General features: G+C 54.3%; 15 protein-coding genes. 2 read left to right on the top strand and 13 right to left on the bottom strand.

Features of this window, described 5'->3' with window-relative positions; all coding sequences use genetic code 11:
• Positions 1-2 precede the first annotated feature (2 nt).
• The gene (locus LC093_RS01895) at positions 3-2186 is read right to left on the bottom strand and encodes a type I secretion system permease/ATPase (protein ID WP_226661421.1); all 2184 of its coding nucleotides are present in this window, start codon (positions 2184-2186) and stop codon (positions 3-5) included.
• A gap of 531 nt (positions 2187-2717) precedes the next feature.
• Positions 2718-3581 (bottom strand): LysR substrate-binding domain-containing protein, encoded by an 864-nt coding sequence (locus LC093_RS01900; RefSeq protein ID WP_226661424.1) that lies wholly within the window; start codon positions 3579-3581, stop codon positions 2718-2720.
• A gap of 163 nt (positions 3582-3744) precedes the next feature.
• On the opposite strand from LC093_RS01900, the gene LC093_RS01905 reads away from it, so the two are divergent.
• Positions 3745-4863, top strand: coding sequence for an S-(hydroxymethyl)glutathione dehydrogenase/class III alcohol dehydrogenase (locus LC093_RS01905; protein WP_226662414.1), 1119 nt, complete (start codon positions 3745-3747; stop codon positions 4861-4863).
• A 65-nt stretch (positions 4864-4928) separates the two neighbouring features.
• On the opposite strand, the gene LC093_RS01910 is transcribed toward LC093_RS01905, so the two are convergent.
• Positions 4929-7115, bottom strand: coding sequence for a M3 family metallopeptidase (locus tag LC093_RS01910; RefSeq protein ID WP_226661427.1), 2187 nt, complete (start codon positions 7113-7115; stop codon positions 4929-4931).
• Between the two features lie 274 nt (positions 7116-7389).
• Positions 7390-8394, bottom strand: coding sequence for a CobW family GTP-binding protein (locus LC093_RS01915; protein WP_226661428.1), 1005 nt, complete (start codon positions 8392-8394; stop codon positions 7390-7392).
• A gap of 513 nt (positions 8395-8907) precedes the next feature.
• Between LC093_RS01915 and LC093_RS01920 the strand changes: the two genes are divergently transcribed.
• Positions 8908-11013, top strand: coding sequence for a TonB-dependent receptor family protein (locus LC093_RS01920; protein WP_226661429.1), 2106 nt, complete (start codon positions 8908-8910; stop codon positions 11011-11013).
• A 146-nt stretch (positions 11014-11159) separates the two neighbouring features.
• Here the strand turns inward: LC093_RS01920 and LC093_RS01925 are convergent, their stop codons facing one another.
• From LC093_RS01925 to LC093_RS01965, 9 genes are all read right to left on the bottom strand, one after another.
• Positions 11160-11768 (bottom strand): NTP transferase domain-containing protein, encoded by a 609-nt coding sequence (locus LC093_RS01925; RefSeq protein ID WP_226661431.1) that lies wholly within the window; start codon positions 11766-11768, stop codon positions 11160-11162.
• Complete coding sequence (locus LC093_RS01930; RefSeq protein WP_226661434.1) at positions 11761-12786, bottom strand: XdhC family protein; 1026 nt, start codon at positions 12784-12786, stop codon at positions 11761-11763. Before LC093_RS01930 ends, LC093_RS01925 begins: the two co-directional genes overlap by 8 nt.
• Before the next feature lie 46 nt (positions 12787-12832).
• Positions 12833-15022, bottom strand: coding sequence for a xanthine dehydrogenase family protein molybdopterin-binding subunit (locus LC093_RS01935; protein WP_226661436.1), 2190 nt, complete (start codon positions 15020-15022; stop codon positions 12833-12835).
• Positions 15023-15042: 20 nt separating this feature from the next.
• Positions 15043-15501, bottom strand: coding sequence for a (2Fe-2S)-binding protein (locus tag LC093_RS01940; protein ID WP_226661437.1), 459 nt, complete (start codon positions 15499-15501; stop codon positions 15043-15045).
• 188 nt (positions 15502-15689) lie between these two features.
• Entirely contained in the window at positions 15690-16394 is a 705-nt protein-coding gene (locus tag LC093_RS01945; RefSeq protein WP_226661439.1) for a phosphatase PAP2 family protein, read from the bottom strand.
• Positions 16387-17991, bottom strand: coding sequence for a phosphoethanolamine transferase (locus LC093_RS01950; RefSeq protein ID WP_226661441.1), 1605 nt, complete (start codon positions 17989-17991; stop codon positions 16387-16389). The genes LC093_RS01945 and LC093_RS01950 overlap by 8 nt, the downstream gene beginning before the upstream one ends.
• A gap of 129 nt (positions 17992-18120) precedes the next feature.
• Positions 18121-19380: a sensor histidine kinase gene (locus tag LC093_RS01955; RefSeq protein WP_226661443.1), complete on the bottom strand. Its 1260-nt coding sequence runs from the start codon at positions 19378-19380 to the stop codon at positions 18121-18123.
• Positions 19377-20054 carry a response regulator transcription factor gene (locus LC093_RS01960; protein ID WP_226661445.1) on the bottom strand — a complete coding sequence of 226 codons (678 nt, stop codon included), beginning with the start codon at positions 20052-20054 and terminating at the stop codon, positions 19377-19379. Before LC093_RS01960 ends, LC093_RS01955 begins: the two co-directional genes overlap by 4 nt.
• Before the next feature lie 269 nt (positions 20055-20323).
• On the bottom strand, positions 20324-24208 hold the full coding sequence (locus LC093_RS01965; RefSeq protein ID WP_226661447.1) for a serine/threonine-protein kinase: 3885 nt from the start codon (positions 24206-24208) through the stop codon (positions 20324-20326).
• Between the last annotated feature and the right edge of the window lie 16 nt (positions 24209-24224).

Here is a 24224-nt window from a genome sequence, read left to right on the forward strand (position 1 = left end):
CTTCACGATGGCTGCCTCTCTGTATTACGAGTGACAGATACTGTTTTTAAGACGGGCGTATGACTCTGATAACTGTGCAACCTCGCGTAGTAGCCATCCTGTTCCAACAATTGGTCGTGGGGGCCGCTCTCGACAATCCGCCCTTTGTCCACCACCAATATGCGGTCCGCGTGGCGCACGGTAGAAAGACGGTGTGCAATAATGAACACCGTGCGCCCCCTACATATATGTCGCATGTTCTCCTGGATAATGCGTTCGGACTCATAATCCAGAGCACTGGTGGCCTCGTCGAAGATCAGAATCCGCGGGTTGGTGATCAAGGCCCGGGCAATGGCTATACGTTGCCGCTGACCGCCAGATAGAGACGCACCTTGCTCTCCGACCAACGTGTCGTAGCCCTCGGATAGTTCAACAATAAAATCGTGAGCGCCGGCGAGTTTGGCCGCCTGCACCACCCGCTCCATTGGCAGACTTGGGTCAACCAAGGCGATATTGTCTTTGACGGAGCGGTTGAACAGCCGATTTTCCTGTAGCACCACACCCACCTGCCGGCGCAGCCAGGCAGGTTCCATCTGCGCCAGATCTATGCCATCCACCAGCACGCGACCGGATTCCGGCAGGTACAGGCGCTGGATGAGTTTCGTCAGGGTACTTTTCCCAGACCCTGAGCGACCGACAATGCCCACTACCTCCCCGGGTTTCACTTCAAGTGAAAGCTGGCGCAAGATGTCGGGCTGGTCCGGCCCATAACGGAAGGACACATTATCGAAGGTCACTCGCCCTTGAACCCGCGGCAAGGTAGTACGGTTCGGGTTATGGCCGGGTTCTGTTGGGGTATTGAGAATATCCCCCAAACGTTCTATGGAAATACCGGCCTGCTGGAAGTCCTGCCAGAGTTGTACCAACTTAAGAATTGGCCCGCTCACCCGGCCGGCGATCATATTGAACGCAATCAACTGGCCAATACTCAGGTCGTTACGCATCACCAGAGTTGCCCCCACCCACAGGATCAACACCGTGACCACTTTATTGATCAGTTGTGATATCTGGCCCGCGATATTGCCCAGATTATTGGCCTTAAATGAAGCCGCCACATACCCTGCTAAGTTTTCCTCCCAGCGGCGCTGCATCTGTGGCTCTACTGCCATTGCTTTTACTGTTTCGATCCCGGCAATGGACTCGGTAAGAAAAGCCTGGTTCTCTGCACCACGCCTAAATTTTTCATCCAGTCTACGCCGGAGAATCGGTGTAATGTAGACGGACAGCGCGACGTAAAAAGGAATCGAGCCCAAAACAATCCAGGTTAGAGTTGGGCTGTAAAAGTACATTACAGCGAAGAATACGACGGTAAAAAAGAGATCGATCACCAGAGTAAGCGCGGAGCTCGTAATAAAATTACGGATAGTATCGAGCTCTCGCACGCGAGCCACTGTATTACCCACTTGACGGGAGATAAAGTATGCAATAGGTAATTGAGTCAGATGATGGTAAAGCTTTGCGCCGAGAGTGACGTCCACCCTGTTTGTGGTATGGGTGAACAGGTAGTTGCGCAGCCCATTTAATAGCACATCAAATACAGAAATAACGATAAGACCAAACGCCAGCACATCAAGCGTGGTCAGCCCCTTGTGCACCAGGACCTTATCGATCATGACCTGAAAAAACAGGGGGGTAACCAGGGCAAATAGCTGGATAAAGAAAGAGGCAAGGATCACGTCCCGAAGCAGGTGCTTGTACTTCAGGATGGCAGGAATAAACCAGCTGATATCGAACTTTCCACTCGCCCCTGGCAACAGGGCCCGCTTGGTAATCAAAACCAAACGGCCACTCCACAAGGAAAGAAATTCTTCTTTCAGGAGCGTTTCGGGGCCTCCTCCGGATGGGCGTTGAATTAAGACTTTATCCTCGGACACCCGTGCCAAAACGATAAAGGAGCCATCCGCTAGTGATGCAATGGCAGGTAGCGACAAGTTTGATAATTTATCCCACGTAGCAGAGAAGCTTCGAGCTTTTAATTGAAGGCGTCTCGCCGCGCGAACAATTTCAGATTCACCAAATTTTTGATCAGAATTCCCGTGCTGGTGGCGTAGCTGGTCAGCATCTACAGCAACCTGGTAAAAGCGTGCCAATATTATTAGCGCGAAAAGACCGGAGTCCAAAGTTCCGGATTTTTTAGCAGAATCCATTTCATACCACTCTAAAGCATGCGCTATATATATCTATGGTTGCGATTTCAAGTGAAAATATAGATGTTTTATCGGAGGATATTTTCGGAGCTAACATCACTCCAAATAATTCCTAATATCGCTGTATCCGCCGCTACTTAGCTCAAAAAATCATATTGGCCGATAAAACCATCGGCCAATATTAAAGTTATCGGCACAAAAACTCTCGGGCAGATTTGGAACCACATCACATAGATATAAATACTTTTGAAAAAGTTTTTTCTAAATGAAAAAACAGAAACCAAAGTACCAATAACTAGCTATTTATATTTTAAATTTATAGCGCTGCGCATGATTTCGGTTTTATGGGTGCTCATAAAAAATTAAATCTAACACTGCCGTGCCATATTTATCTTGAGGCTCCATTTCGCGCTATACGTCACGTTAGTTTGATGATCTGATGTATGAAATAACCCGCACCGAAATTAAGATAGGAAGATAGATGCGTAATCACTGAGAGTGCGAGATTACCCAGCTGCAATGACACCTTCACTACACCGGATTGATAAATCCACTTAAAAAGTCCAGTAGCATACTGACCTTCGGCGACAGATGGCGATTTTGTGGGTAGATTCCCCAGATTCCGTCGTCCTGCTCCCGGTAGTGCTCAAGTAGAGGAAACAGCCGCCCTGCTTCCAGATCTTCATCCACGTAATAGTCCGGTAGTTGCACGATGCCTATACCTTTCAGTGCCGCATCAACCAGGGCGCGTCCGCTATTGCAGCGAATACTGCCACTGACGCGGATATTTCGTGGGCGCCCTTGCTGATGAAATCGCCAGTAGTCCAGGGTGCCGAGCAGGCAGTTGTGTCGAGCCAGTTCCGACAGGCTGCGTGGCTCACCGTGGAGTGCGAGATATTGTGGAGATGCACAGACATGCAGGGTACGTGAACCCAGCTTTCGCGCCATCATTGTGGAATCAGTGAGTTTGCCAAGGCGAATCGCGAGGTCGTAGCCCTCTGCGACCAGGTCGAGTTTCTGGTTCGTGAGCTCCATCTCCACCTGTAGCTCGGGGTAACGCAACACAAAATCATTGACCAGCGGAGCCAACATCGTTTCTCCGTACGTCACCGGAGCGGTCAGTCGTAACCGCCCTTTCGGGACCTGATTCAGGTCGGTCAACGCGCGTTCAGCCTCGTCGAGTCCATCCAGTACCTGACGACAATGCTGGTAATAAACGCTACCCGCTTCGGTGAGCGAAACTTTGCGTGTGGTGCGGTACAGCAACTTGGTGGACAGCCGCGCTTCCAGCGTGCTGACCTGGGCGGTAGATATACCCAGGCGCTCCGCAGCCCGGGTAAAGCTGCCCGCCTCTGCCACAGCCACAAACTCACTGACGCCTTCCCAGTTCGACACATCCCCTCCGTACCGGCAACCGCACCGATTATTACTGCTGAGTAAAAATGAATTTACATTTATGGCAATTATAAACAAATTGGAAACAGATAGACTCTGCCGCAATACTGCGGCGACAACCGCCGTAAGCCACCCAATTACCGAGGAGTGCAATATGAGCGACATAATCAAAGCCAAGGCCGCCGTTGCCTGGGGCGCGGGACAGCCGCTGTCCATTGAAGAAGTAGATGTTATGCCGCCGCAGGCGGGCGAAGTCCGGATTCGGGTAGTTGCATCCGGTGTCTGCCACACCGATGCCTTCACCCTGTCCGGGGATGATCCCGAGGGCATTTTCCCGGCAATTCTTGGCCACGAAGGCGGCGGAATCGTTGAATCTGTGGGTGAAGGTGTCACCAGCGTTGCCGTGGGCGACCACGTGATCCCTCTCTACACCCCGGAATGTGGCGAGTGCAAATTCTGTAAATCCGGTAAGACCAACCTGTGTGGCAAGATCCGCGAGACTCAGGGCAAGGGGCTGATGCCGGACGGAACCACCCGATTCTCCAAAGACGGCCAGCCCATCTACCACTACATGGGCTGCTCTACATTCTCTGAGTACACCGTGCTGCCGGAAATCTCTCTGGCCAAGGTCAATAAGGACGCACCACTGGAAGAGGTCTGTCTGCTGGGCTGTGGTGTCACTACCGGAATGGGCGCTGTGATGAATACGGCGAAGGTTGAAGAAGGCGCTACTGTGGCCATCTTCGGTCTCGGTGGCATCGGCCTGTCTGCCGTGATCGGCGCCGCCATGGCCAAAGCCGGACGTATCATTGCCATCGACATCAACGAAAGCAAATTTGCGCTCGCCCGTCAGCTGGGTGCAACCGACTGCATTAACCCGAAAGACTTCGACAAACCGATTCAGGAAGTGATTGTCGAACTGACTGATGGCGGCGTGGACTACTCCTTCGAGTGCATCGGCAATGTGGACATCATGCGTTCCGCGCTCGAGTGCTGTCACAAAGGCTGGGGTGAATCGATCATCATCGGCGTTGCCGGTGCAGGCCAGGAAATCTCTACACGCCCGTTCCAGCTGGTGACCGGTCGCGTCTGGAAAGGCACGGCCTTTGGAGGCGTCAAGGGACGCTCTGAATTGCCAGGCTATGTGGAGCGCTACCTTGCAGGCGAGTTCAAATTGAATGACTTCATTACCCATACCATGGGTCTTGAAGCCATCAACGAAGCCTTCGACTTGATGCATCGAGGAGAAAGCATCCGCTCCGTAATCCATTTCGAGCAGTAAGAATTACCGGGCCAACGGCAAGGAAGCATTCAAAAAAAAGCCGGGCTAATGCCCGGCTTTTTGATTTAGCCTTCTTTTGGCTTGAGTCCGCGACGAACCAGAAGTGCGTCGGTTGTCGGCGCCTGGCCACGGAATTTCTTGAATGATTCCATGGGCGGGCGGGAGTTGCCCACTTCCAGGATGTTCTTGCGGAACCAGTCACCATTCTTCCGGTTCAACCCACCGCGTTCACCCATATAGGCAAACGCATCGGCCGCCAGGATCTCGCTCCACATATAGGCGTAGTACCCGGCGGAGTAACCACCACCCATGGAGTGGGCGAAAAAGGTCGACTTGTAGCGCGGCGGTACCGCAGGCAGATCAACCCCGTGTTTAGCCAGTGCTTCGGCTTCAAACTTTTCTACGTCCTGTTGCGGAGCATCAGCAGACAGGGAATGCCATTCCATATCCAGCAGCGCGGCAGACATATATTCCAGGGTGTCGAAGCCCATGTTGAAGTTCTTGGCCTTCAGGACTTTTTTCAGCAGCTCCGCAGGGATCGGCTCACCGGTTTTGTAGTGGTAAGCGTAATTGGCCAGCACCTCGGGGTTGCTCGCCCAGTCTTCCTGGAAGGTAGACGGGAACTCGACAAAATCACGGGATACGCTGGTACCCGCCAGGCTCGGGTAGCGGACGTTGGAAAACATGCCGTGGAGACCGTGGCCCAGTTCGTGGAACATGGTGGTGACATTGTCAAAGCTGACCAGAGTCGGCTCCCCTTCCGGGCCTTTCGGAATGTTCATCACATTGACCACGACTGGCTTTTGCTCCAGCAGGCCGGACTGACCAACGAAGGAGCTCATCCAGGCGCCGCCGCGCTTGCCGTCACGTGCGAAGTAATCCGCATAGAAAATCGCGAGGCTCTTACCATCGTGATCGAACAGTTCGAATGCCTGCACGTCCGGGTGGTAAACAGGGAGGTCTGGACGCGGTTCAAAGCGAATGCCGAACAGCTTGTTCATGGTGTAAAACAGGCCATCGTGCAGCACGCGATCGAACTCGAAATACTCACGTACCTCGCTTTCGTTCAGGTCATATTTTGCCTGACGTACTTTTTCTGCGTAGTAGGCCCAATCCCAGGGTTGAACCTCGAAATCACCACCCTCTTCCTTGATCATGGCTTGAATGTCGGCCTGCTCTGCCTGGGTGTTACTGACCACTGCCGGCACCATGGAGCTCAGCATGCTGAACACGTTTTCAGACTTTTCCGCCATGGTGTTGGTCAGCTGGTACTCAGCCCAGTTTTCGTAACCCAGCAGATCGGCTTTTTGCGCACGGATCTGTGCCATACGCTTGACCAGCGGGCGGTTATCCAGCTCGCCGGAAGTGCCACGGTGCGCAGAGGCTTCCCAGATACGCTGGCGCAGCTCGCGGTTCTTCAGGGAGGTAAGAACCGGTTGGCGAGTGGTATTGGTGATGCTGATCAGGTATTTGCCTTCGTGACCGGCATCAGCGGCCGCTTCCGCGGCGGCTTTGATCTCGCTCTCGGAGAGGCCTTCCAGCTCGCTCTTGTCTTCAACAACGACGGCAATGGCTTTGCTGAGTTTCAGCAGGTTCTGGCTGAATTCTGTCGTGAGCTTGGAGTGCTCTTCGTTCAGGGCACGCAGAGTAACTTTCTGCTCTGCGGAGAGCTTGGCGCCCGCCTTGACGAAATTATCGTAGTACTCTTCCAGCAGACGCGTAGATTCCGCATCCATTTCATCTGTCACACGCTGTTTATAGAGTGCTTCCACGCGCGCGAACAGGTCGGCATTCAGGTAAATGCTGTCGGAGTGTGCGGCAAGCTTCGGCGCCAGCTTGCTTTGCAATGCCCGGCGCGCTTCGTTGCTGTCAGTACCAACCAAATTAAAGAAAACGCGTGATACTCGTGTCAGCAGAGAACCGGCTTTTTCCATCGCCACAATGGTGTTGTTAAAACTGGCTGGCTCGGGGTTGTTTACGATCGCCTGAATTTCACTCAGGTGCTCGGTCATTCCCTGTTCAAAGGCGGGTTCAAAGTGGCCGTCATTGATTTGACTGAAATCCGGCGCCTGGTATTGCAGAGAACTACGTTCGAGCAAGGGATTGTTTTGCGCTGCTGGAGCGGTCAAATCACCAGCTACCTGTGCGTTTTCTACTTCAGGTGCCAACTCAGATTTAGCAGAATCTGGCTTGGGCGCCTCGGAACAGGCAGTAATAGCCACAATGGCTACCGCTAGCAGAGATTTGCGCATTTCATACTCCGAAAGTGTTTTATATCTACTGTTTGTGCCAAAAGCTTGTGAAGGTATACAAGCAACCTCGCCCAAGGTTCCATGGGTGTGAGACTGCAAGCAAGCTTAATCACATGCAATCGGGCAATATATCACGTCAATGGTGACTGGGAATTCTGCGCCATGCGCTTTATCGCAGCAGCACAACTATCCGCCCCGTTTATCCCCCCCGTTGCCAGGTCCATATAGAGACCTGACAAGTGTGGGGTTTACCAGAAAATTGGGCAATTAAAGATCAACCCGAACAAAGAACGGCCAAGAAAGCGTGCTCCAGCTCCTCCCAGTTATGTCGCTCGTGATCGATGACTTCAACACGGCTATCGAGTGTGTCATCCAGCTCCAGCACACTTAAAACCGCATCGGCTTTGTTGAACCCGAAAACCCCGCGCTCAGTAATGAAAACGCCCTTAACACGTTCCGCCTCTACCCCAATGAGCAGTGAAAAAAGTCGTTCATAGTCGAATACCCGGGCGGGACCAAATTCCCAGCCACAACTGTGGTAAGTCCCGTTGCTATTTTCGAGACGGCGATAGCCGTTCACAGCAACAGGTTCCTGATCTTGCGTGGGGGATGAATGATGCTGATGCGGTGCGTGGCTACGGTTTAGCTGGAAGCCGCTGGGCGCGTTCAACCAATCCTGCTGGATACGCCCCTGCTCTACCGTAGGCAGCACTGAGTTTGGCTCACGGCCTAGAAATGTGAGGTAGCGGCGCAGGTTTTCCAGGTCGTCGGGCCCGTAGAGATCGCTTTTGTTCGCCACCACCAGGTCCGCCACTTCCAGTTGCTCCCGGAAGGTGTCGCTACGCAGGTAGCGCTCGTCTTCAATACAACGTGCGTCGACAAGTGTGAGCGTCGCACCCAGTTTGAGTACACCCGTTCGCACACCTTCAGACAGTGTCGCAAGGACCTCGCGCGGATGACCTAGCCCGGTAGGTTCGATCAATAAACGGTGCGGCCGGGCACGCGCCAATAATTGGTTCAGGGCAACCTGCATCGGCAGGCCCGCCGTACAGCACATACATCCACCGGGCACTTCCCGGATAAAAATTTCGCCGTCCCGTTCCGAACCGAATAGCCCTCCATCAACCCCTACTTCACCGAACTCGTTCACAAGAACCGCCCAGCGCTCATCGCGCGGCTTGCTCTCCAGCAAGTGGCGAATTGCAGTGGTCTTGCCAACGCCGAGAAAACCGGTGATCACGTTGACCGCAACCCCTTGTATGTCTGACTTAGCTTGCATTTTGCGACGCTCTCCCCAAGCACACGGCCTACGGGCAGTCCAGTTCGGGCTGCGAGATCGGTGGAACCGAGCCCCGCCCGTTCACCCTATCGCCCGAAGAAAAAAGCCCGGGTTTATTAATACCTGTTGCCGTTACGAATACTGAAACATCTCGAAAGGTAGACGGTAGTGGATAAATTAATCGGCGGGCAGGTTATCACACACAATTTCGAAACAAGCACGCCAGTCGAGACAAGGTCCTGGAGTTAGAGCCAATTGTGACCTGGTAGCCATCACCCTCTTGAATAGATAAATGCGAACCATTATCTTTCGCGGCGAATTGAGCAATATATGGGTTACTCAATCGTGAAGCACGCATGAGGTGGAATGGGATCTCCAAGTACGTGGGATCACGCCCTATCTTTCCGCCCCCACTATCGCAGCAGATTTACCATCGTTAGCGAGCGTCTCAACTTTCCGAGCAAACTGCTCAGGAAATGTTCAAGTAGATTCAAGACTTAAGGCAAGAAGCCAATGCATAACTCAGAGAAAACATTCAAACGCGCCATCTTAAGTGCCGCCGTTGTTGCGACCTGTATCCCATCCTGGGTTATTGCGGCCGACGCCAAGGATGAAAACCTGGAAGAAGTTACCGTTACCGGAAGCTTGTTGGGTGAGTCGCTTCCGGAGGAAGTCACCTTATACCCGGGCAACCGCAGCGTGCTCAGCGCCGAACAACTGCGCAAAAGTGCCAGCCTGTCGCTGGATGGCGCGCTTCAGCAGGTACCCGGCGTCAAGGTACAAGATGAAACCGGCACCGGTGTACTTCCCAATGTGGCCGTGCGCGGTATGAACGCAAGCCGCAGTGGCTACACCCAGTTCCTGCTGGATGGCGTGCCTCTGACGCTGGCGCCCTATGGACACACCGGCCAGTCCCTTTTCCCTACAGCCCTGAAAAGCATCGAACGTATCGATATCGTTCGTGGCGGCGCGGCTGTCCAGTACGGGCCGAACAATGTGGCCGGCGTGATCAACCTCGTCAGCAAGCCCGTCCCGCAGGAATATGAAACCAGCCTCGAAGAAAAAGTAACCACCTTCTCCGGCGGCAACACCCTGACGGACACTTATGTCCGCACCGGCGGCAATCTGACCGACAGCTTTGCCCTGCAAATGGAAGGCAACGTGATCGCCGGCGATTCATTCCGCGATCACTCGGATACCCGTGTTGAAAACTGGGTGTTGAAATCCCGCTGGGACATCGCTGAGCACAAGCGGCTGGACCTGAACATCCAGCACTATGATGCGGATACAGAAATGCCGGGCGCCCTTACAACAGCGGCATATCAGCAGAACCGCGACCAGTCCCAACGGCCGAATGACCGATTCCTGGGGGACACGAAGCGCCTGAGCGCACGCTACAACCAGCAGTTTGATCTTGCCGGGACTGTAGGTGAATTCGATTGGACGAGTTTTGCCCACAAATCCCGCCGGAACTTCCAGTGGGATTTCAGCACCGCCCCGTCCGCCGATCACTGGGCAGATCCTGATGCGCCGGCGACGCACCTGCGCAGTTCACCGCGCAAGTTTCTGGTATGGGGTACCGAACCGCGCGCGAGCGTGCTGCTCCAGGGTGACAACTCCGAGCACAAAGTCACCATTGGCTCGCGCTTCGTTCGCGAAAATATTGGCTACCGTCTGGAACAACTGGATCTTGCCAGCGACCTGCTCGCTGTGCCCCGAGACTGGATTCTCGACACCTCCGCTGCGGCGTTCTACCTGAGTGATGAATTCCGCCTGTCACAAACTGGCCTGACGGTAACCCCGGGGTTGCGCTATGAGCAGGTGGACATGCGCTTTACCGACGCCAATGCGGGCACCGCCACCGACAACACCGTCAAAGAGCTTTTGCCGGGACTGACCGTTGGCTATGAAAGTAGCGAAAACCTCTTCGTCTATGCCAACTCGCAACGCTCACTGCGCGCGCCGCAAATTGCCGTAATCCGCGGCACCGGTGAAGAAGGTGCTGAACTGTCATGGAACTATGAAATCGGTGCTCGCTTCCACGCGTCTACCGGTACGTCCATCAGTGCCTCGACCTACCGAATCGATTTCGAGGATCAGCTGCTCTACAACAGCAGCCTGCAGAGCTTCGACAATATCGGGGAAACCCGGCACCAGGGTATTGAGCTGGAAGGCCGCTATACCCCAGCAGCGCTACCAGAATTAAAACTCCACCTGGGCTACAACTACCTGGACAGTGAACAGATGCAGGGGGCGAATAAAGGCAAGGAACTTCCTTACTCCTCCCGTCATCAGCTGGTGTGGGATGCAGACTACAGCTTTGCTATTGCCGACGTCACGCTGTCCGGCTTCTATTACAGCAGCGCCTACAGCGACGCCGCGAATACCGCTACGGAGAGCGCTTCCGGTACCACCGGCAAATTGCCGAGCTTTGTCGTGTGGAATCTACAAGTCAGCAAAACCTTTGACCAGGAAAACGGCAACGCGTTGTATACAGGTTTGTCCTTAAACAACCTGCTTGACCGGGAATATTATTTCCGAGGCATCGATGTCAGCCCATCTGGCCGCTATCCCGCCCCGCCCCGGTCTGCAGCAGTGGAAGTGAAATACACGTTCTAAAGGCCGCAAATCGGCAATCACTGGTATATCTGGTGATTGCCGATTTATTGACACAAATAACAGGCTATCATTCGACAAAAACGTTCGATCTGCATCGGAAAAGGCGCATAATAATCGACTAATTGGGCAGGTAACTGCCCTATCAATCACAATAGCGGTGCAATATCCGAGCAATTCAACCAGCGAAGCAGCTCGGGCCGCGAATCAATATCAATCGCTGCGTGCGGCATATCGCATTTAGCGACGGCCAAGGCCGGGTTATACAGCATGGTTTTCGCACCCCGATCCCCAGTGAGCTCCTTGAGTAGCCCAAAACAGTTTTTGCCAAATACAGCCGGCGCACCGCGTCTGCCCCGGTACACAGCGCAGGCCGCATCATGCCCATCCAGGCACGCCAGGAGCCTCCGAATGTCTGCAGATGTAACGGCGACCTGATCCCCAAGCAGTACGAGAATTCCGTCATACCGTGGTTCAAGCTTTGCAACGCCGGTTGCGATCGAGTGGCCGAGGCCTTTCTGCCAGGATGCACAGTAAATCGTTGTTGCACCACTCAGCGCGCCTCGCTGCGCCGCCGATTCCAGCGCTTGCTGCCAGGCTCCCGTAACGACAAAGGTATCCGCCACCAATCCATGTACCTGATTGATCACGGATTGCACCATCGGGACTCCGTGGACGTCGCTCAACAGCTTGCAGCCATCGAATCTGGATGAGGCTCCCGCAGCCATAATCAACGCCGCAACCCTGAGGCTACTCATCGGGCAGCTGACCACTGATTGATCGTCCGGAGCCCTGGTACAGGGCAGCCTGGCATTCGGCGAGAATTGAGAGTGCGATAGATTCTGGCGAATCCGCACCGATAGCTAACCCGGCGGGACCGTAGACAGGCAATGAACCCGCACCAGAATCGATATTTGCCGCCTGAATAATACGATCCCGGCGCGTGCGAGGCCCCAGCAAAGCCAGGTATCCGAGTGGTTCCCGGTGGAGGGCCGCGAGCGCCCGGGCATCCAGCTCAATACTGTGCGACATCAGTACAGCCGCATTAACGCTCTGTGCGCGAATGTAGCCCGGTAATTCAGCGACTGGACCACTTAACAGTGCATCCGCGGATGGAAAGTATTCTGCCCGGCCGTTGGCCGGCCGCGGATCCCAGACACTGATACGCCACCCCATTGCGTGACCGATGGCACAAACAGGCCGTGCGTCAATCCCACCACCAACAATCAGGAGGTGGGGCGGCGGTTTTACAGGTGTGCACAACCATTGCTCACCACCCTCTTCTTCGAGTCTTGCGATGATCTGAAATCCGTCCATGGGAACTGGGTCAGCATCCATGAAGCGTACTTCGACTTCACCGGCTTGCGTTGGGATCCGCTGATAGTAATAGCCAGTACGGAATTCGCGCAGCGCGTTGTAGATTCGCTCAAGCTGCAAATATTCGTTGGCCTGGTTGAGTGGCTGCAGGAGTATATGCACGCTGCCACCACAGCCAATACCGAGCTGAAATGAAAGGTCATCTTCGTCGCTGCCATCATAAGTCAGCGTGATTGCCCGCTGAGAGTGCATGACACGGCGGGCATAGTGGTGAATATCGGACTCCAGGCAGCCACCACTCAACATACCCAGCTGGTGGCCTTCGGCGCTGAACAGCATCATCGCCCCCGCCTTCCGATAGGCCGGTCCTTCAGTACGATAAACCGTGCCCAATACCCACTGCGTGTCATGTCTGAGTGGGTGCCACTCCTTGAGTAGCGCGATCAAATGGCTGGACATCAGAACCCCGGCACTTCGGGCGACGCCAATACGCCGCCATAAACAATTAAGCCTTGATCGGCAGCTCGTGATAACGCTTCCCGGTTACCGCAGACAGCGCATTGGCGACTGCGGGTGCGATCGGGGGAACACCAGGTTCTCCAACGCCGGTCGGGGGTTCGGCCGACGGCACGATATGCACTTCAACCTTCGGCATCTGGTTAATGCGCAGCACCTGGTAATTGTGGAAGTTCGACTCTACCACCTTGCCATTATCGAAAGTGATCGCACTCATTAAGGCTGGCGACAGGCCAAAGCCGATCCCACCTTCCATTTGCGCCCGAATAACGTCTGGATTGATCGCCACACCACAATCGACAGCGCATACCACCCGCTCGACTTTGAAACCGCCATCCGCCGCGACGGACACTTCAGCCACTTGCGCCACGTACGAGTTGAACGATTCGTGCACGGCCACCCCGCGCCCCCAGCCTTTTGGTAGCGGCTTGCCCCAACCAGCCTTGTCGGCGGCAAGTTGCAGCACCCCCTGCCAGCGCGGATGGTCAGAGAGGAGTTTCATTCTTAGCGCTACCGGATCCTGTCCGGCCTTAGCTGCCAATTCATCAATAAAGGTTTCTGTAGAAAACGCGGTATGCGTATGGCCAACGGATCGCCACCACAACACTGGCACCTGCTCTTCGACTGATGTGGTTTCGACCCGGATGTTCGGAATCTTGTAAGGCAGCGTGCTGGCGCCTTCGACTGAGCTTCCATCGACGCCATCTTTGATGCCGCCCGCAAATACGGTTCCCGCAAGGATGGATTGCCCCACGATGTGCTGTTCCCAGCCCACAATATTGCCCTTCGCATCCAGTCCGCCGCGTACGCGATGAACATAGGCCGGCCGGTAATAGCCCGCCTGCATATCATCCTCCCTGGACCACACCAACTTGACCGGCGTACCGGGTTTTGCCCTCGCAATCTGCACGGCCTCGATCAGGTAATCGGAGTCCGAGTTCGCCCGACGACCAAAGCTGCCGCCGGCAAACATCATGTTCAGTTTGACTTTGTCCGCGGGGATACCAAGCAGCGTGGCGATATTGTTCTGGTCAACCGATTGGAACTGTTCGCCATTCCAGATCTCACAACCATCCCTGTTTACCAAGGCGACACAGTTCATTGGTTCCATCGCCGCGTGGGCCAGATATGGGAACTCGTAAAAGGCCTCAATGACGGTTTCCGCCCCCTGCAATGCCTTTTGCGTATTGCCATCGTCACGCGCGAGACTGCCTTTTTTCTTCGACTGCTCCCGATATTCAGCCATCATCTGCGCCGAGTTTCTGGTCATCGCCTGACCTTCATCCCAGTCAATCGTGAGCTTGTCCCTGGCGACCTTGGCACTCCAGTAGTCCTTCGCCAGTACCGCGATGCCCGATGGAATTTCAATCACATCCACAACCCGGTTTGATTCGAGTGCTTTTTTTGCGTCGAAGCTTTTCACTTTCGCACCGAAGCGCGGCGGGTGTGCCACAACAGCGGTCAACATCCCTTCAAGCTGCACGTCCTGGGTAAACGTCGCGCTTCCGTCCGTCTTGCCCGTATCCTTTCTTGGCAATGATTTGCCAATATAGGTGAACTCCGAAGGATCCTTCAGTTGAATACTTTCCGCATCGGGCACCGGAAGGGTCGCCGCCAGTTCCGCCAACTCGCCAAATGTGGCGTTCTTACCCGAGCCCTGATGGCTCACTATCCCCTGCTTTACCTGAATCTCTGAAGCGGGAACACTCCACTGCTGAGCCGCTGCGGCAACAAGCATGACCCGGGCCGTCGCACCGGCCGTGCGCATCTGTTGGTAGGAGTTGGCAATGGCCGAGCTGCCGCCAGTCCCCTGCATGGGCCCCCAGTGGAGATTGTTATAGCGCTTCGCATCAGCCGGCGCGCCTTCAGAATCGATCTGTTTCCAATCGGCATCAAGCTCTTCGGCAACCAATGTTGCGAGGCCGGTGAACGTCCCCTGGCCCATTTCCAGATGCTTGATAACTACGGTAACGCGATTATCCAATCCAATGCGGACAAACGCGTTTGGCGCGAAGTTTTCGCCAGCAACGGAAGGCCCTGCGCGGCCGCCCATCTGGGATGCCACTACGGGTACATTAATACCCAGGGTCAAGCCGGCCCCAACGCCACCCACAATTTTCAGGAAACTGCGGCGGCTGCTACTCAATTCGGTTTCGCTGGTATCGCTAAAACGGCGCATAAAATCTCCCTTTTTACGCTTCAGCCCAATTGCTCTGCTGCATTTTTAATCGCTTTTCGCACGCGCTGGTAAGTATTGCAGCGGCAGATATTGCCCGACATGGCCGAATCAATATCGGCGTCCGACGGCGAGGCATTCCGCTCCAACAAGGCGACAGCGGACATGATCTGTCCTGACTGGCAGTACCCGCATTGGGGCACCTGGATTTCATCCCAGGCCTGCTGCACCACCTTGGCCACGGCGGACTGGGCCCCTTCGATCGTGGTTATTTTTTTACCAATGGCGGCCTGTAGTGGTGTCGAACAAGAACGCACAGGCTGTCCATCAAGATGTACCGTACAGGCCCCGCACAGCGCCATGCCACATCCGAACTTCGTGCCGGTCATATTGAGGAAGTCCCGCAGGACCCAGAGCAAGGGAGTATCTGGGGTCGCATCAACCTGATGGTCAACACCGTTCACGGAGAGAGTGGAAGACATGACGTAGCTCCTTGTCAGATTTCCAAAAGCACAGATTCCGAACAATCTAAGCTTATTATCGAATCATGCAAGTGCGGTCGTGTAAAGGCGAGTTCGTTTTGTCGGCTCAATCACAATTCACGCTGCCCATAGAAAAAACCAGGGCAACCATATGTGAAATGAAACTCAGGGAATTTTTCAAAAACGGACTACCGAGCAGGCTCGTGCCCTCTTTCAGGAGCAAGGCAATACACGCAACAGGCAACCGACACCGAAACCAGCCACGCAAGCAACATCGTAGTCACAGTGTGGCTCAAAAAGTGATCACCAATCAGCATCTTGTATATCCCCAGCACCCACCCCACAGTCATACCAATACCGAGACCAAGCCATTGATTGCGGCTGCGACGGAATAAAAAGAACAGTGACAGCAGCGCAAAGCCACCACTGGCATGCCCCGCGGGAAAGCAGCGGACCCGGTCCAGTGAACCCACAGATTCAGCCCTGTGGAGCAGCGTTATATAGGGATAGTCGCCGCCGAAAAATCCCAAATCCTTCGGGCATGGCACATTGGTAAGCGCTTTCAGGTACCCAACAAGCAGGACGGTAACCGCCGTTGAAACCAGGACAATTGCGAGCCCCCGACGATAGGGCTTTAGCCGCTCAAATTGGCCGGATAGCGCCAGAGCCAATGCCATGAACATCAATACTCCACCGAGTACCTTTTTGGGCTCATCATAAAACCAATATCTGAGGACTTCGTTTTGCTTGTCCAGCGTCCATTGCCCGCTACCTGACTGGTACATGATCTTCTGCAGCCACAGGTCAAGACCGCTGGTCTCAAACAAAACCAGAGCAAATACCAAAAACGTCGTAGCCAGTAGCATCTGGCGGAAACAAAACTTCTTATCCATTGCCAAACATGTCCAGGTCCGGTTGATAGACGGCCGTCCGGACGCTCATCAGCCCAAGTAGTGTGTGAAACAGGTTATCCTGGCTGAATTTCTGGTGTGCAAACGCCCCGTCGGCCAGCTTTTGCTGTACGTCTGGATAGCCCGCACCCACCCACATTATCATCGGAACGTGTTTTTGCTCTTCTGGTGCCAGTGCATAGGGAAAGCCATGCAGGTAAATCCCGCTTTCCCCAAGGGACTCGCCATGGTCACTGAGGTAAAGCATCACCGGGGCAAAATCTTTTGACTGGCTCTCGAGGTAGCCAATTACCCGGTTGAGAAAATAATCCGTATAACGAATCGAGTTGTCGTATGCATTACGGATTTCTTCGGCAGTACAGTTTTCCAGCAAATTGCTATGGCAGGATGGCGAAAAATGTTCAAACTCCGCGGGATAGCGCTTGGCGTATTCCGGCCCGTGACTGCCCATCTGATGCAGTACAATAAGGATGTCCCCTGAGGTCTGCTCACCGACAAACTTTTCAACACCCACCAACATGCCTTCATCTCGACATTCCGTGTCACACACTCGATTCAGCTCAGCTGAACGATAGCTGGTATACGGTATGCGTACTGCCACTCCCTTGGAATCCGAGTTATTGTCCAGCCAGGCTACATTGACTCCGGCACGCTGCAGGATATCCAGTACATTGTCGGTATTCCTGGCCTGCCGTTCGCCGTAATGGCCACGATCCAATACAGAAAACATACACGGCACGGAAATCGCCGTAGCCGTACCACAAGACCAGACATCATCAAAACTGGTGACCTGGCGCGAGGCCAACAATGGATTGGTTTCACGTGGATACCCGTTAAGCGAGAAATGATCTTGCCGCGCCGTCTCCCCGACCACCAGTATCACCAACCGGCGCTTGCCGGTGTCAGCTACCTGCCGGGCATCCAGGCCAAGTTGCTGATAAGGCATCGGTTTTCCGCCGCCGAATTTGCCGTGGAGGAACGTCGCCGCCGTGTACACAGGCGTGATCGGGTTAGTGTAAAAGCGAACTGACTTGTGTTCGCGAAAAAATGAAGCGTAGGCATTGTTGAACATGCCAAGAAGCGCAATCACCACGGCAAGAGCACCACCAAACAGTTTCAACCGGGAGACAAATTCGGCTCGGGTCGAACGTGGCTGGAGGCGAGTGCGATAAACGCATAGCGCCGGCAGAAGACCCAGCACACCAAGGTACAGAACCAGTTTCAAATTGAGTAGCCCTGCTGACTCGGAAGTGTCCGTTTGCAGCATACTCTCAATAACTTCCGTACTGATGATGACGTTATAGGAGTCCATGAAGTATGCAGTCAGCGACGTCACCAGAAGTATGGCGATCAATACCGGCTTGAAGGCCGGCCCTACCGCAAAAACCACGAGCAGAAGCACAGTCAAACACGCGAGTAGCGCGCCCAACGAGAAAATAAAACCTAGATTCTCCGCTGACAGCGGATAGGCGCCCAGCACATTGGAGAAAAATGAGAAATTACACAGCAACACCATCCACATAGTGACCGCGACTATCACGCTTGCGGCTGTAGAGTGCCGTTGACCCAGCAGTATCATCTTGCCCCCCTGCGGTGCTTTTCGATAGCAGGAGCCTATGGCCGCAGGGGTCAAATGAATGTCAGGGAATTGTAAAAAAAATGTAAAAACCGGTGTTCTTGCGTGTTTTTCCGCGCTATTTACTGGGCTCTAGGCTAAATCCACCCGAAAAGTACAGCCTTCACCCCCGGTCCGCTCGATATTCACAGACCAGCCCTGCCGCTCACAGATGCGCTTTACCAGTGAAAGGCCGAGCCCCAAACCTTCACCTCGAGCCAAAGCGCCACGCTGAAACGGCATGAACAGGCGAGCTTGTTGTTCTGGCGCAATACCGGGACCGGTATCTTTCACCCGGAATCCCCCTTTGAGCAGGACCAGCTCAACCTCCCCCTCTTCCGTGTAGTGGAGGGCATTTCGCAGCAGGTTCGACATCACAGTGCGCAGAAATATGGCGTGGTAGCGCCCGGTATCTTTCGCCTCTACGACACAGCGATAGCCGATATTGCGAGCCGAAAACTGGTCAACCCATATTTCATTCTGTTCCGCGGCCGCATCGGAGAGCGAGAGACCACCACCCTGCCCTTCATCCGCACCATCCTCGCGGGCCAGCAACAGGAGCGTCTCCACCAGCTCCATCATTTCCCTGGTCGCTCGGCTAATGCGATCAACCTGGACGCGCTGCTTCCCATCCAAACCCGGCGATTGCTCCAGCAACTCGCAGGACGTACCGATGACCATAAGCGGTGTACGCAGCTCGTGGCTGACATCACCGGTAAACAATCTTTCGCGGTCAAGAGACCGCTGCAGCCGCTCAAACGTACTATCAAAGGCCTCTGCCAGACGCCCCACTTCGTCATCGGCATAGTTACTGGCCAGGGGTTCCTTACACACGCTGGTGGTACCGGTGCGCACTTTCGCCGCAAGTGACGTCACCGGCTGCATCACCCGGTTGGCAAGCAGTGATCCAAGTGCCCAGGCAATCAATACGCTACCAAGAAAACAGGTCAGTACCACCCTGAAGAGCAACTGTTCCCGCTGCTCAAAATCACTCTGGTCCTGCACCAGAAGATAATCAAAGCCATCACGTTCGCGTTTCAGCACGTAGTAGGACATATCGCCCTGAAAAGTTTCCGAGAAACCGGCTTTCATTTGCGCAAATTCCGCCGGGGGCGCGAGTTGTGGGTCGGCGTTGGTAAAGAGCCGAACGCCTTTATCGAGGGTGAGCTCTCTGCCGGTACCCAGCGCATCCATGGCCAGCTGAAGCTCTGCATGCATATCTTCAGAGACCAGGTGCTCTTCTACCTGGTGGACAATTTGAACGATACCGATAGCAAACGCCCCACCTACCAAGGTCGTCATCAGTACAAAGGCCGCGACTATTCGCTGCTTGAGGGGTTGCCTGAGTGTCATTCCGCAAGCTCCGCGAGCCGATACCCGACGCCGTGGACGGTATGAATCAGAGGTTGCGCAAAGGGTTTGTCCACCACCAGGCGCAATTGATGGATATGGCTGCGCAAACTGTCGCGATCCGGCAGATCTTCGCCCCACATCTCCATCTCGAGTACTTCGCGCTTGACGACGGCCGGGCTTTTCTTCATCAGAAGCGCGAGCAGCCTGGTGCCCATAGGATTGAGCTTTAATGTCTGCCCCGCTCTCGTCACCTGGTAAGTCGCTGGGTTCAACACCAGATCGGCAACCTGAAGCTCGGCAACGGAAACTCCGCGGCTACGACGTGTAATGGCCTCGATCCGGGCAACCAGTTCCGCCAGGGAAAATGGCTTCACCAGATAATCATCAGCACCCGCGCGAAGACCGCGTAAACGATCATCGAGGGCGTCGCGGGCCGTGAGCATCAGAATTGGGGTGTCTCGTCGCGCGTCTTCCCTTAAGCGCTGGCACAGTTGGTAGCCATCGAGGCCGGGGAGCATGATATCGAGCACGATCAGGTCGTAGTGCTGCGTAGCCGCGAGGTGCAGTCCGGTAATACCATCCTGCGCACAATCGACCGAGTAACCATGCAGCTCCAGGTAATCAAGCACATTAGTGAGGATATCGACATTATCTTCAACGACCAGCACACGCATTACGTAACCTCCGGGCCAATATCACAAGCAGCGTCAAGATTCTCTGCGCATTACTGGCGCCACACAAGACTTAAACGTAGCCACGGGGGGCTGACCTTTGAGCAGGCTGAGCGATTACCGGGCCTGGCGGTTTACTGAAAAGAGTGACCAGGCCCGGATATCACATAACAATCGGCCCAATACTGGACCAACTAAATCAACGGTTCCCCCCCTGTACCTGCCATTGAGGAGGCCCAGTCTGAAGTTGTGGTGTTAATTAAAATACCTATTCACCAACTCTTGTCGAGCCTAGCCAGTTCTTTTTTCGCCCAGTCATTCCCTTCCCGTGCGGCTTTCTGGAACCACGGCACGGCTTTACTTTGGGACTTCTCGACATCCCCCCAGCCGTTCAGGTAGGCAGATCCCACCCAGGTCATGGAAGTGGCATTCCCCAAATCGGCGCCAGCACGGAAAAACTTCAGGGCCTTGGCCCGGTTTTTCGCCACCCCGCACCCCTCGTAGTACAGGTAACCAAGCTGGTTATTGGTGAGACGATTTTTACTGTCAAGGTTGTAAGCTTTTTTGTACATCGCATATGCATTATCGCACTGTCGGTTTTCAAGTTTACTAAGATATATCTTGCCGGCACTATTCGCCGCTGCTGCATCCTTGTGCTCGTCGGCAAGTTTCTTGTGCCAAAACAGTGCCTTGTCCAGATCCTGCGCGACACCTCGCCCATTCTCATAATTACTGGCAACCCAGCCCATAGATGATTTGCTGCCAGCGCGGGCCGCCTTCAAGAAGTAGTCATGTGCCTTACTGCGATTTTTTTTCACGCCCAGGCCGTTGAAATACAGGTACCCCATCTGGTTGAGTACGTTCGAATCCTCGGGTTTGAGATCGTAAGCACGGCGGTACCAGCTATAGGCCTGGCTGCCATTTTGGAGCTGTTTGTCGTTTATGAAAAAATAACCCAATTGTCTTGCCAGAGAGAATTTGGCAGCGTCAGACTCTGCGACCTCGAATGCCATCTCCCAGTACTTAACGGACGTGTTGATATCAACTTTTACGCTGTCACCCTCTTTATATATATCACCAAGCTTCTTATAGACGTCAAAATCCGCACCTTTTTCAGCTGCCACCTCCAGATAGCGCAGAGCTTTCGCTGCGTCCGGCTTGACCAGATCGCCGCCGTAGTACTGGTCCCAAGGGTAAGTATCTTTGCCGTACAATTTGGCAAGTGCCACGGCAGACTCACCACTACCTGCAACAAGCGCCAATTCAAGATTCTCAAATATCTTTCTTTGAATATCGCGCTGACTTTCCTGGCCTTCGCGGTCAACGGTCAATTCGTATATATCAAGCCACATATCAGCCACTTTCACTGCCAGTTTATTATCATTGGCAACCAGCTCCTGCAATTTTCCCCATTGCTCTGGCAGGGCGTCCTCTACCTCGCGCGCACTGGTAAATTTTGTGAATCGCTGCGAAACGGCCACTGCCAAATGGAAAGCTGCCGCCTCTTTATCCCCCTTCGCCAACAGTGCCTGCGCAGCAAAGTTATTGATCGGGGAACCAAAAAGCATGGAGGCATCGTCACCGGCAAGTATCTCTTCCACCGCCTCAAGCAGGCGCACTCGCTCCGGGTCACGATTCTGGCCCGCCAGTACATACTCAATGGTCAATTGACTAAGATATGCTTCCTTCGCCAGTGCTTCGTAGTCCTCGTCTTCCCGGGCTTTTCCTTCTAATTGCGCAACAAGAAGTTTCGCCGCCTGTAGGTCCGGTGCCGGCATCGCGGGATCGGGCACAAACTCCAGATCATATTCACCTTCATACAGTGCAATCAGTGAGAAGACAGCATCTTGCGAGCCGCGTTCCACCGCACTTTCCAGCAAAGGCTTGAAGCGCTTGTTCAATGTCGTAATTTTTCCAGCTGCCTCGCGGTCACCGCGGCGATAGGCATCAACTAAAGCGTCGCTCTTGCGAGCATATGCCACTATATAGGCTGGTTCATATTCACCTTCAACGGCTCTGTCCAGATAGTCAAGCACCAATGCTTCCGTCAATCCATCCACAGATTCATTTCGATCAACTAGCTGTTGGTACAGGAAGAAACCGACAAGATGGTTACCCTCATCTGCCATACGCTTAAACAAGGCAAACCGCACCTGCTTACTTTCAGCCTCCTCGTCGTCAAAACTGAAATCGAGGTTCAAAGAGTATGCTTTATACAATTCCTCATCCGTCTCACTCACATAACGCCAGTTCGCTCTTCCTCGACTTACCAGGTTCAGCGCAGATCGATTGCGGAACTCGATCAGTTCCAGGGCTTCTTTCCACTGACCTTGCTGCCGAACACTGTCAATGCGATCTTTCAACTCATTGATGTAGATCACTACCTCACGAGTAAGCTGACATGAAAATGCGTCCCCGGCCACCCGTCGTTTTTCGTTGACAATGATAGTGGCATCACAAACGTTATCGTCGGTCAATGCTTTCCACTTTGCCTCGACTTCTGCACTGTCGTCCAGCGCCGACATCAGCCCATCCACAGATTCCAAATTATTCATACGACGCTGGAGCTGGGCACTGGTTTTTTCCAGCACTCCAGTCGCCGCCGTAAAATCACTATCCGAAATCTGTGCCTTGGCCATGGCAATTTCACCGGCGACTTCCACGTCGTCGCCACCAAATACCACGCCGTTCAGCAGTCCCATACGTCGTTCATGGTGTTGCTGCTGCTGGCGTTTTTCTTCCAGCGCGCTTTGAAAGTGTTTTTTGTCTGCACTAGTGCGCGCATTGCGCAAGGAGGATTCCAGCCGCTCAATATCGCTCTCGTAGTCGCGGGTCTCGCGCTCGAAATTACGTTGATAATCTGCCAGGCGCTTCTGGATACTTTCGATCATGCCCAGCAGGCGCGTGGCTTCGGCCTTTTGCCGGGCGAGCTCTTCCTGGGATACCGGCTTGATGCTTTGCCAGAGTTCACCAAAATTGGCGCTGGTGGCCAGGCTGCCGACGCCCACAATGGCCACCAGGGCCGCCGCAGCAATACCGACGCCTTTCCAGGGCAACGCGGGCATGGCAATACCTTTGCCTCCGCCTGTCAAGGCCGCGGCGAAAGCGGCAATATCTGCAAAGCGTTGTTGCGGGTCAGTGTCCAGCGCACGGGTGACCGCCTTGTTGAGACGACCGCTGATGTCTTTACGGTGGGTTTTCAGGGGCTTGATCATACCCGCGGGTACTTCTCCGCTGAGTAGCTCATAGGCCATTACGGCGAGGGCGTATTGATCGGCCCTGCCGTCCACATTTTTGGTGCCCTTCAGCTGTTCAGGGGCCATGTAGTAGGCGGTACCCATAGCGGCGCCCGTCTGGGTACGCTGGCTGGTGGACATCAGACGCGCAATGCCGAAGTCCATCAGCTTGTAGTTGCCGTCTTCGGTGAAGAAAATATTTTCCGGCTTGATATCCCGGTGCACAGTGTACTGGTGGGCGTAGGCCAGGGCCGCGCAGACCTGGGCCAGTATTTCTACTGCCTCAGCTTCGGAGAACTGCTGCCGGGCAAGCTGGCGGTTTTCCATCATGTCACGCAGGGTCTGGCCTTCCAGCAGCTCCATGGTGATAAAGAAGAAGTCACCGCCCTGCTGTACGTCAAACACATTGACGATATTGGGGTGGCTGAGCTTGCTGGACAGGCGCGCCTCGTCGAGAAAGCGCTCACGGGCGCGCTCGTTGCGGATCAGTGCGGGTAGCAGCACTTTGATGGCAATGTCTTCATCACGGTTGGCATCGTGAGCACGGAACACAGCACCCATACCACCGAGGCCAATCTGCTCCTTGATTTCATAGCGCCCAGCCAAAATAGTACCCGGCTGCAAATCAATCTGAACCTGGGTGCCCTCTCCGAACTGGGTAGCGGATTGCGGCAGGTCGGCCATTTTGGTCTGGCTCAGCGGATTTGCTGAATTGCCAGGCTGTGCCGGGTTGAGCAATGCGCTCTGCACACTATCCAGTTGTGCCAGCATCTTGCCGTACTTGGCCTTGAGTACATCGGTGGGCGCCTTGGCCTGCGCCTGTTGTAACTGCAGACGCTTTGCCGCCACAGCCTGCTCTATTTCAGCCTTACCGGCACTATCCCCCAGCCCCAACAGGCGCAATGCTTCTTCGCGTTTCATGACTTGTTACCGTTGT

Source organism: Microbulbifer aggregans, from assembly GCF_020524005.1.
In the GTDB taxonomy this organism is placed as follows: domain Bacteria; phylum Pseudomonadota; class Gammaproteobacteria; order Pseudomonadales; family Cellvibrionaceae; genus Microbulbifer; species Microbulbifer aggregans_A.

Coding starts and splice junctions, on each gene's coding strand:
- LC093_RS01965 (WP_226661447.1), bottom strand. CDS start 24,208: ATGAAACGCGAAGAAGCATTGCGCCTGTTGGGGCTGGGGGATAGTGCC.
- LC093_RS01955 (WP_226661443.1), bottom strand. CDS start 19,380: ATGACACTCAGGCAACCCCTCAAGCAGCGAATAGTCGCGGCCTTTGTA.
- LC093_RS01915 (WP_226661428.1), bottom strand. CDS start 8,394: ATGCAAGCTAAGTCAGACATACAAGGGGTTGCGGTCAACGTGATCACC.
- LC093_RS01945 (WP_226661439.1), bottom strand. CDS start 16,394: ATGGATAAGAAGTTTTGTTTCCGCCAGATGCTACTGGCTACGACGTTT.
- LC093_RS01960 (WP_226661445.1), bottom strand. CDS start 20,054: ATGCGTGTGCTGGTCGTTGAAGATAATGTCGATATCCTCACTAATGTG.
- LC093_RS01920 (WP_226661429.1), top strand. CDS start 8,908: ATGCATAACTCAGAGAAAACATTCAAACGCGCCATCTTAAGTGCCGCC.
- LC093_RS01930 (WP_226661434.1), bottom strand. CDS start 12,786: ATGTCCAGCCATTTGATCGCGCTACTCAAGGAGTGGCACCCACTCAGA.
- LC093_RS01895 (WP_226661421.1), bottom strand. CDS start 2,186: ATGGATTCTGCTAAAAAATCCGGAACTTTGGACTCCGGTCTTTTCGCG.
- LC093_RS01925 (WP_226661431.1), bottom strand. CDS start 11,768: ATGAGTAGCCTCAGGGTTGCGGCGTTGATTATGGCTGCGGGAGCCTCA.
- LC093_RS01950 (WP_226661441.1), bottom strand. CDS start 17,991: ATGATACTGCTGGGTCAACGGCACTCTACAGCCGCAAGCGTGATAGTC.
- LC093_RS01940 (WP_226661437.1), bottom strand. CDS start 15,501: ATGTCTTCCACTCTCTCCGTGAACGGTGTTGACCATCAGGTTGATGCG.
- LC093_RS01935 (WP_226661436.1), bottom strand. CDS start 15,022: ATGCGCCGTTTTAGCGATACCAGCGAAACCGAATTGAGTAGCAGCCGC.
- LC093_RS01910 (WP_226661427.1), bottom strand. CDS start 7,115: ATGCGCAAATCTCTGCTAGCGGTAGCCATTGTGGCTATTACTGCCTGT.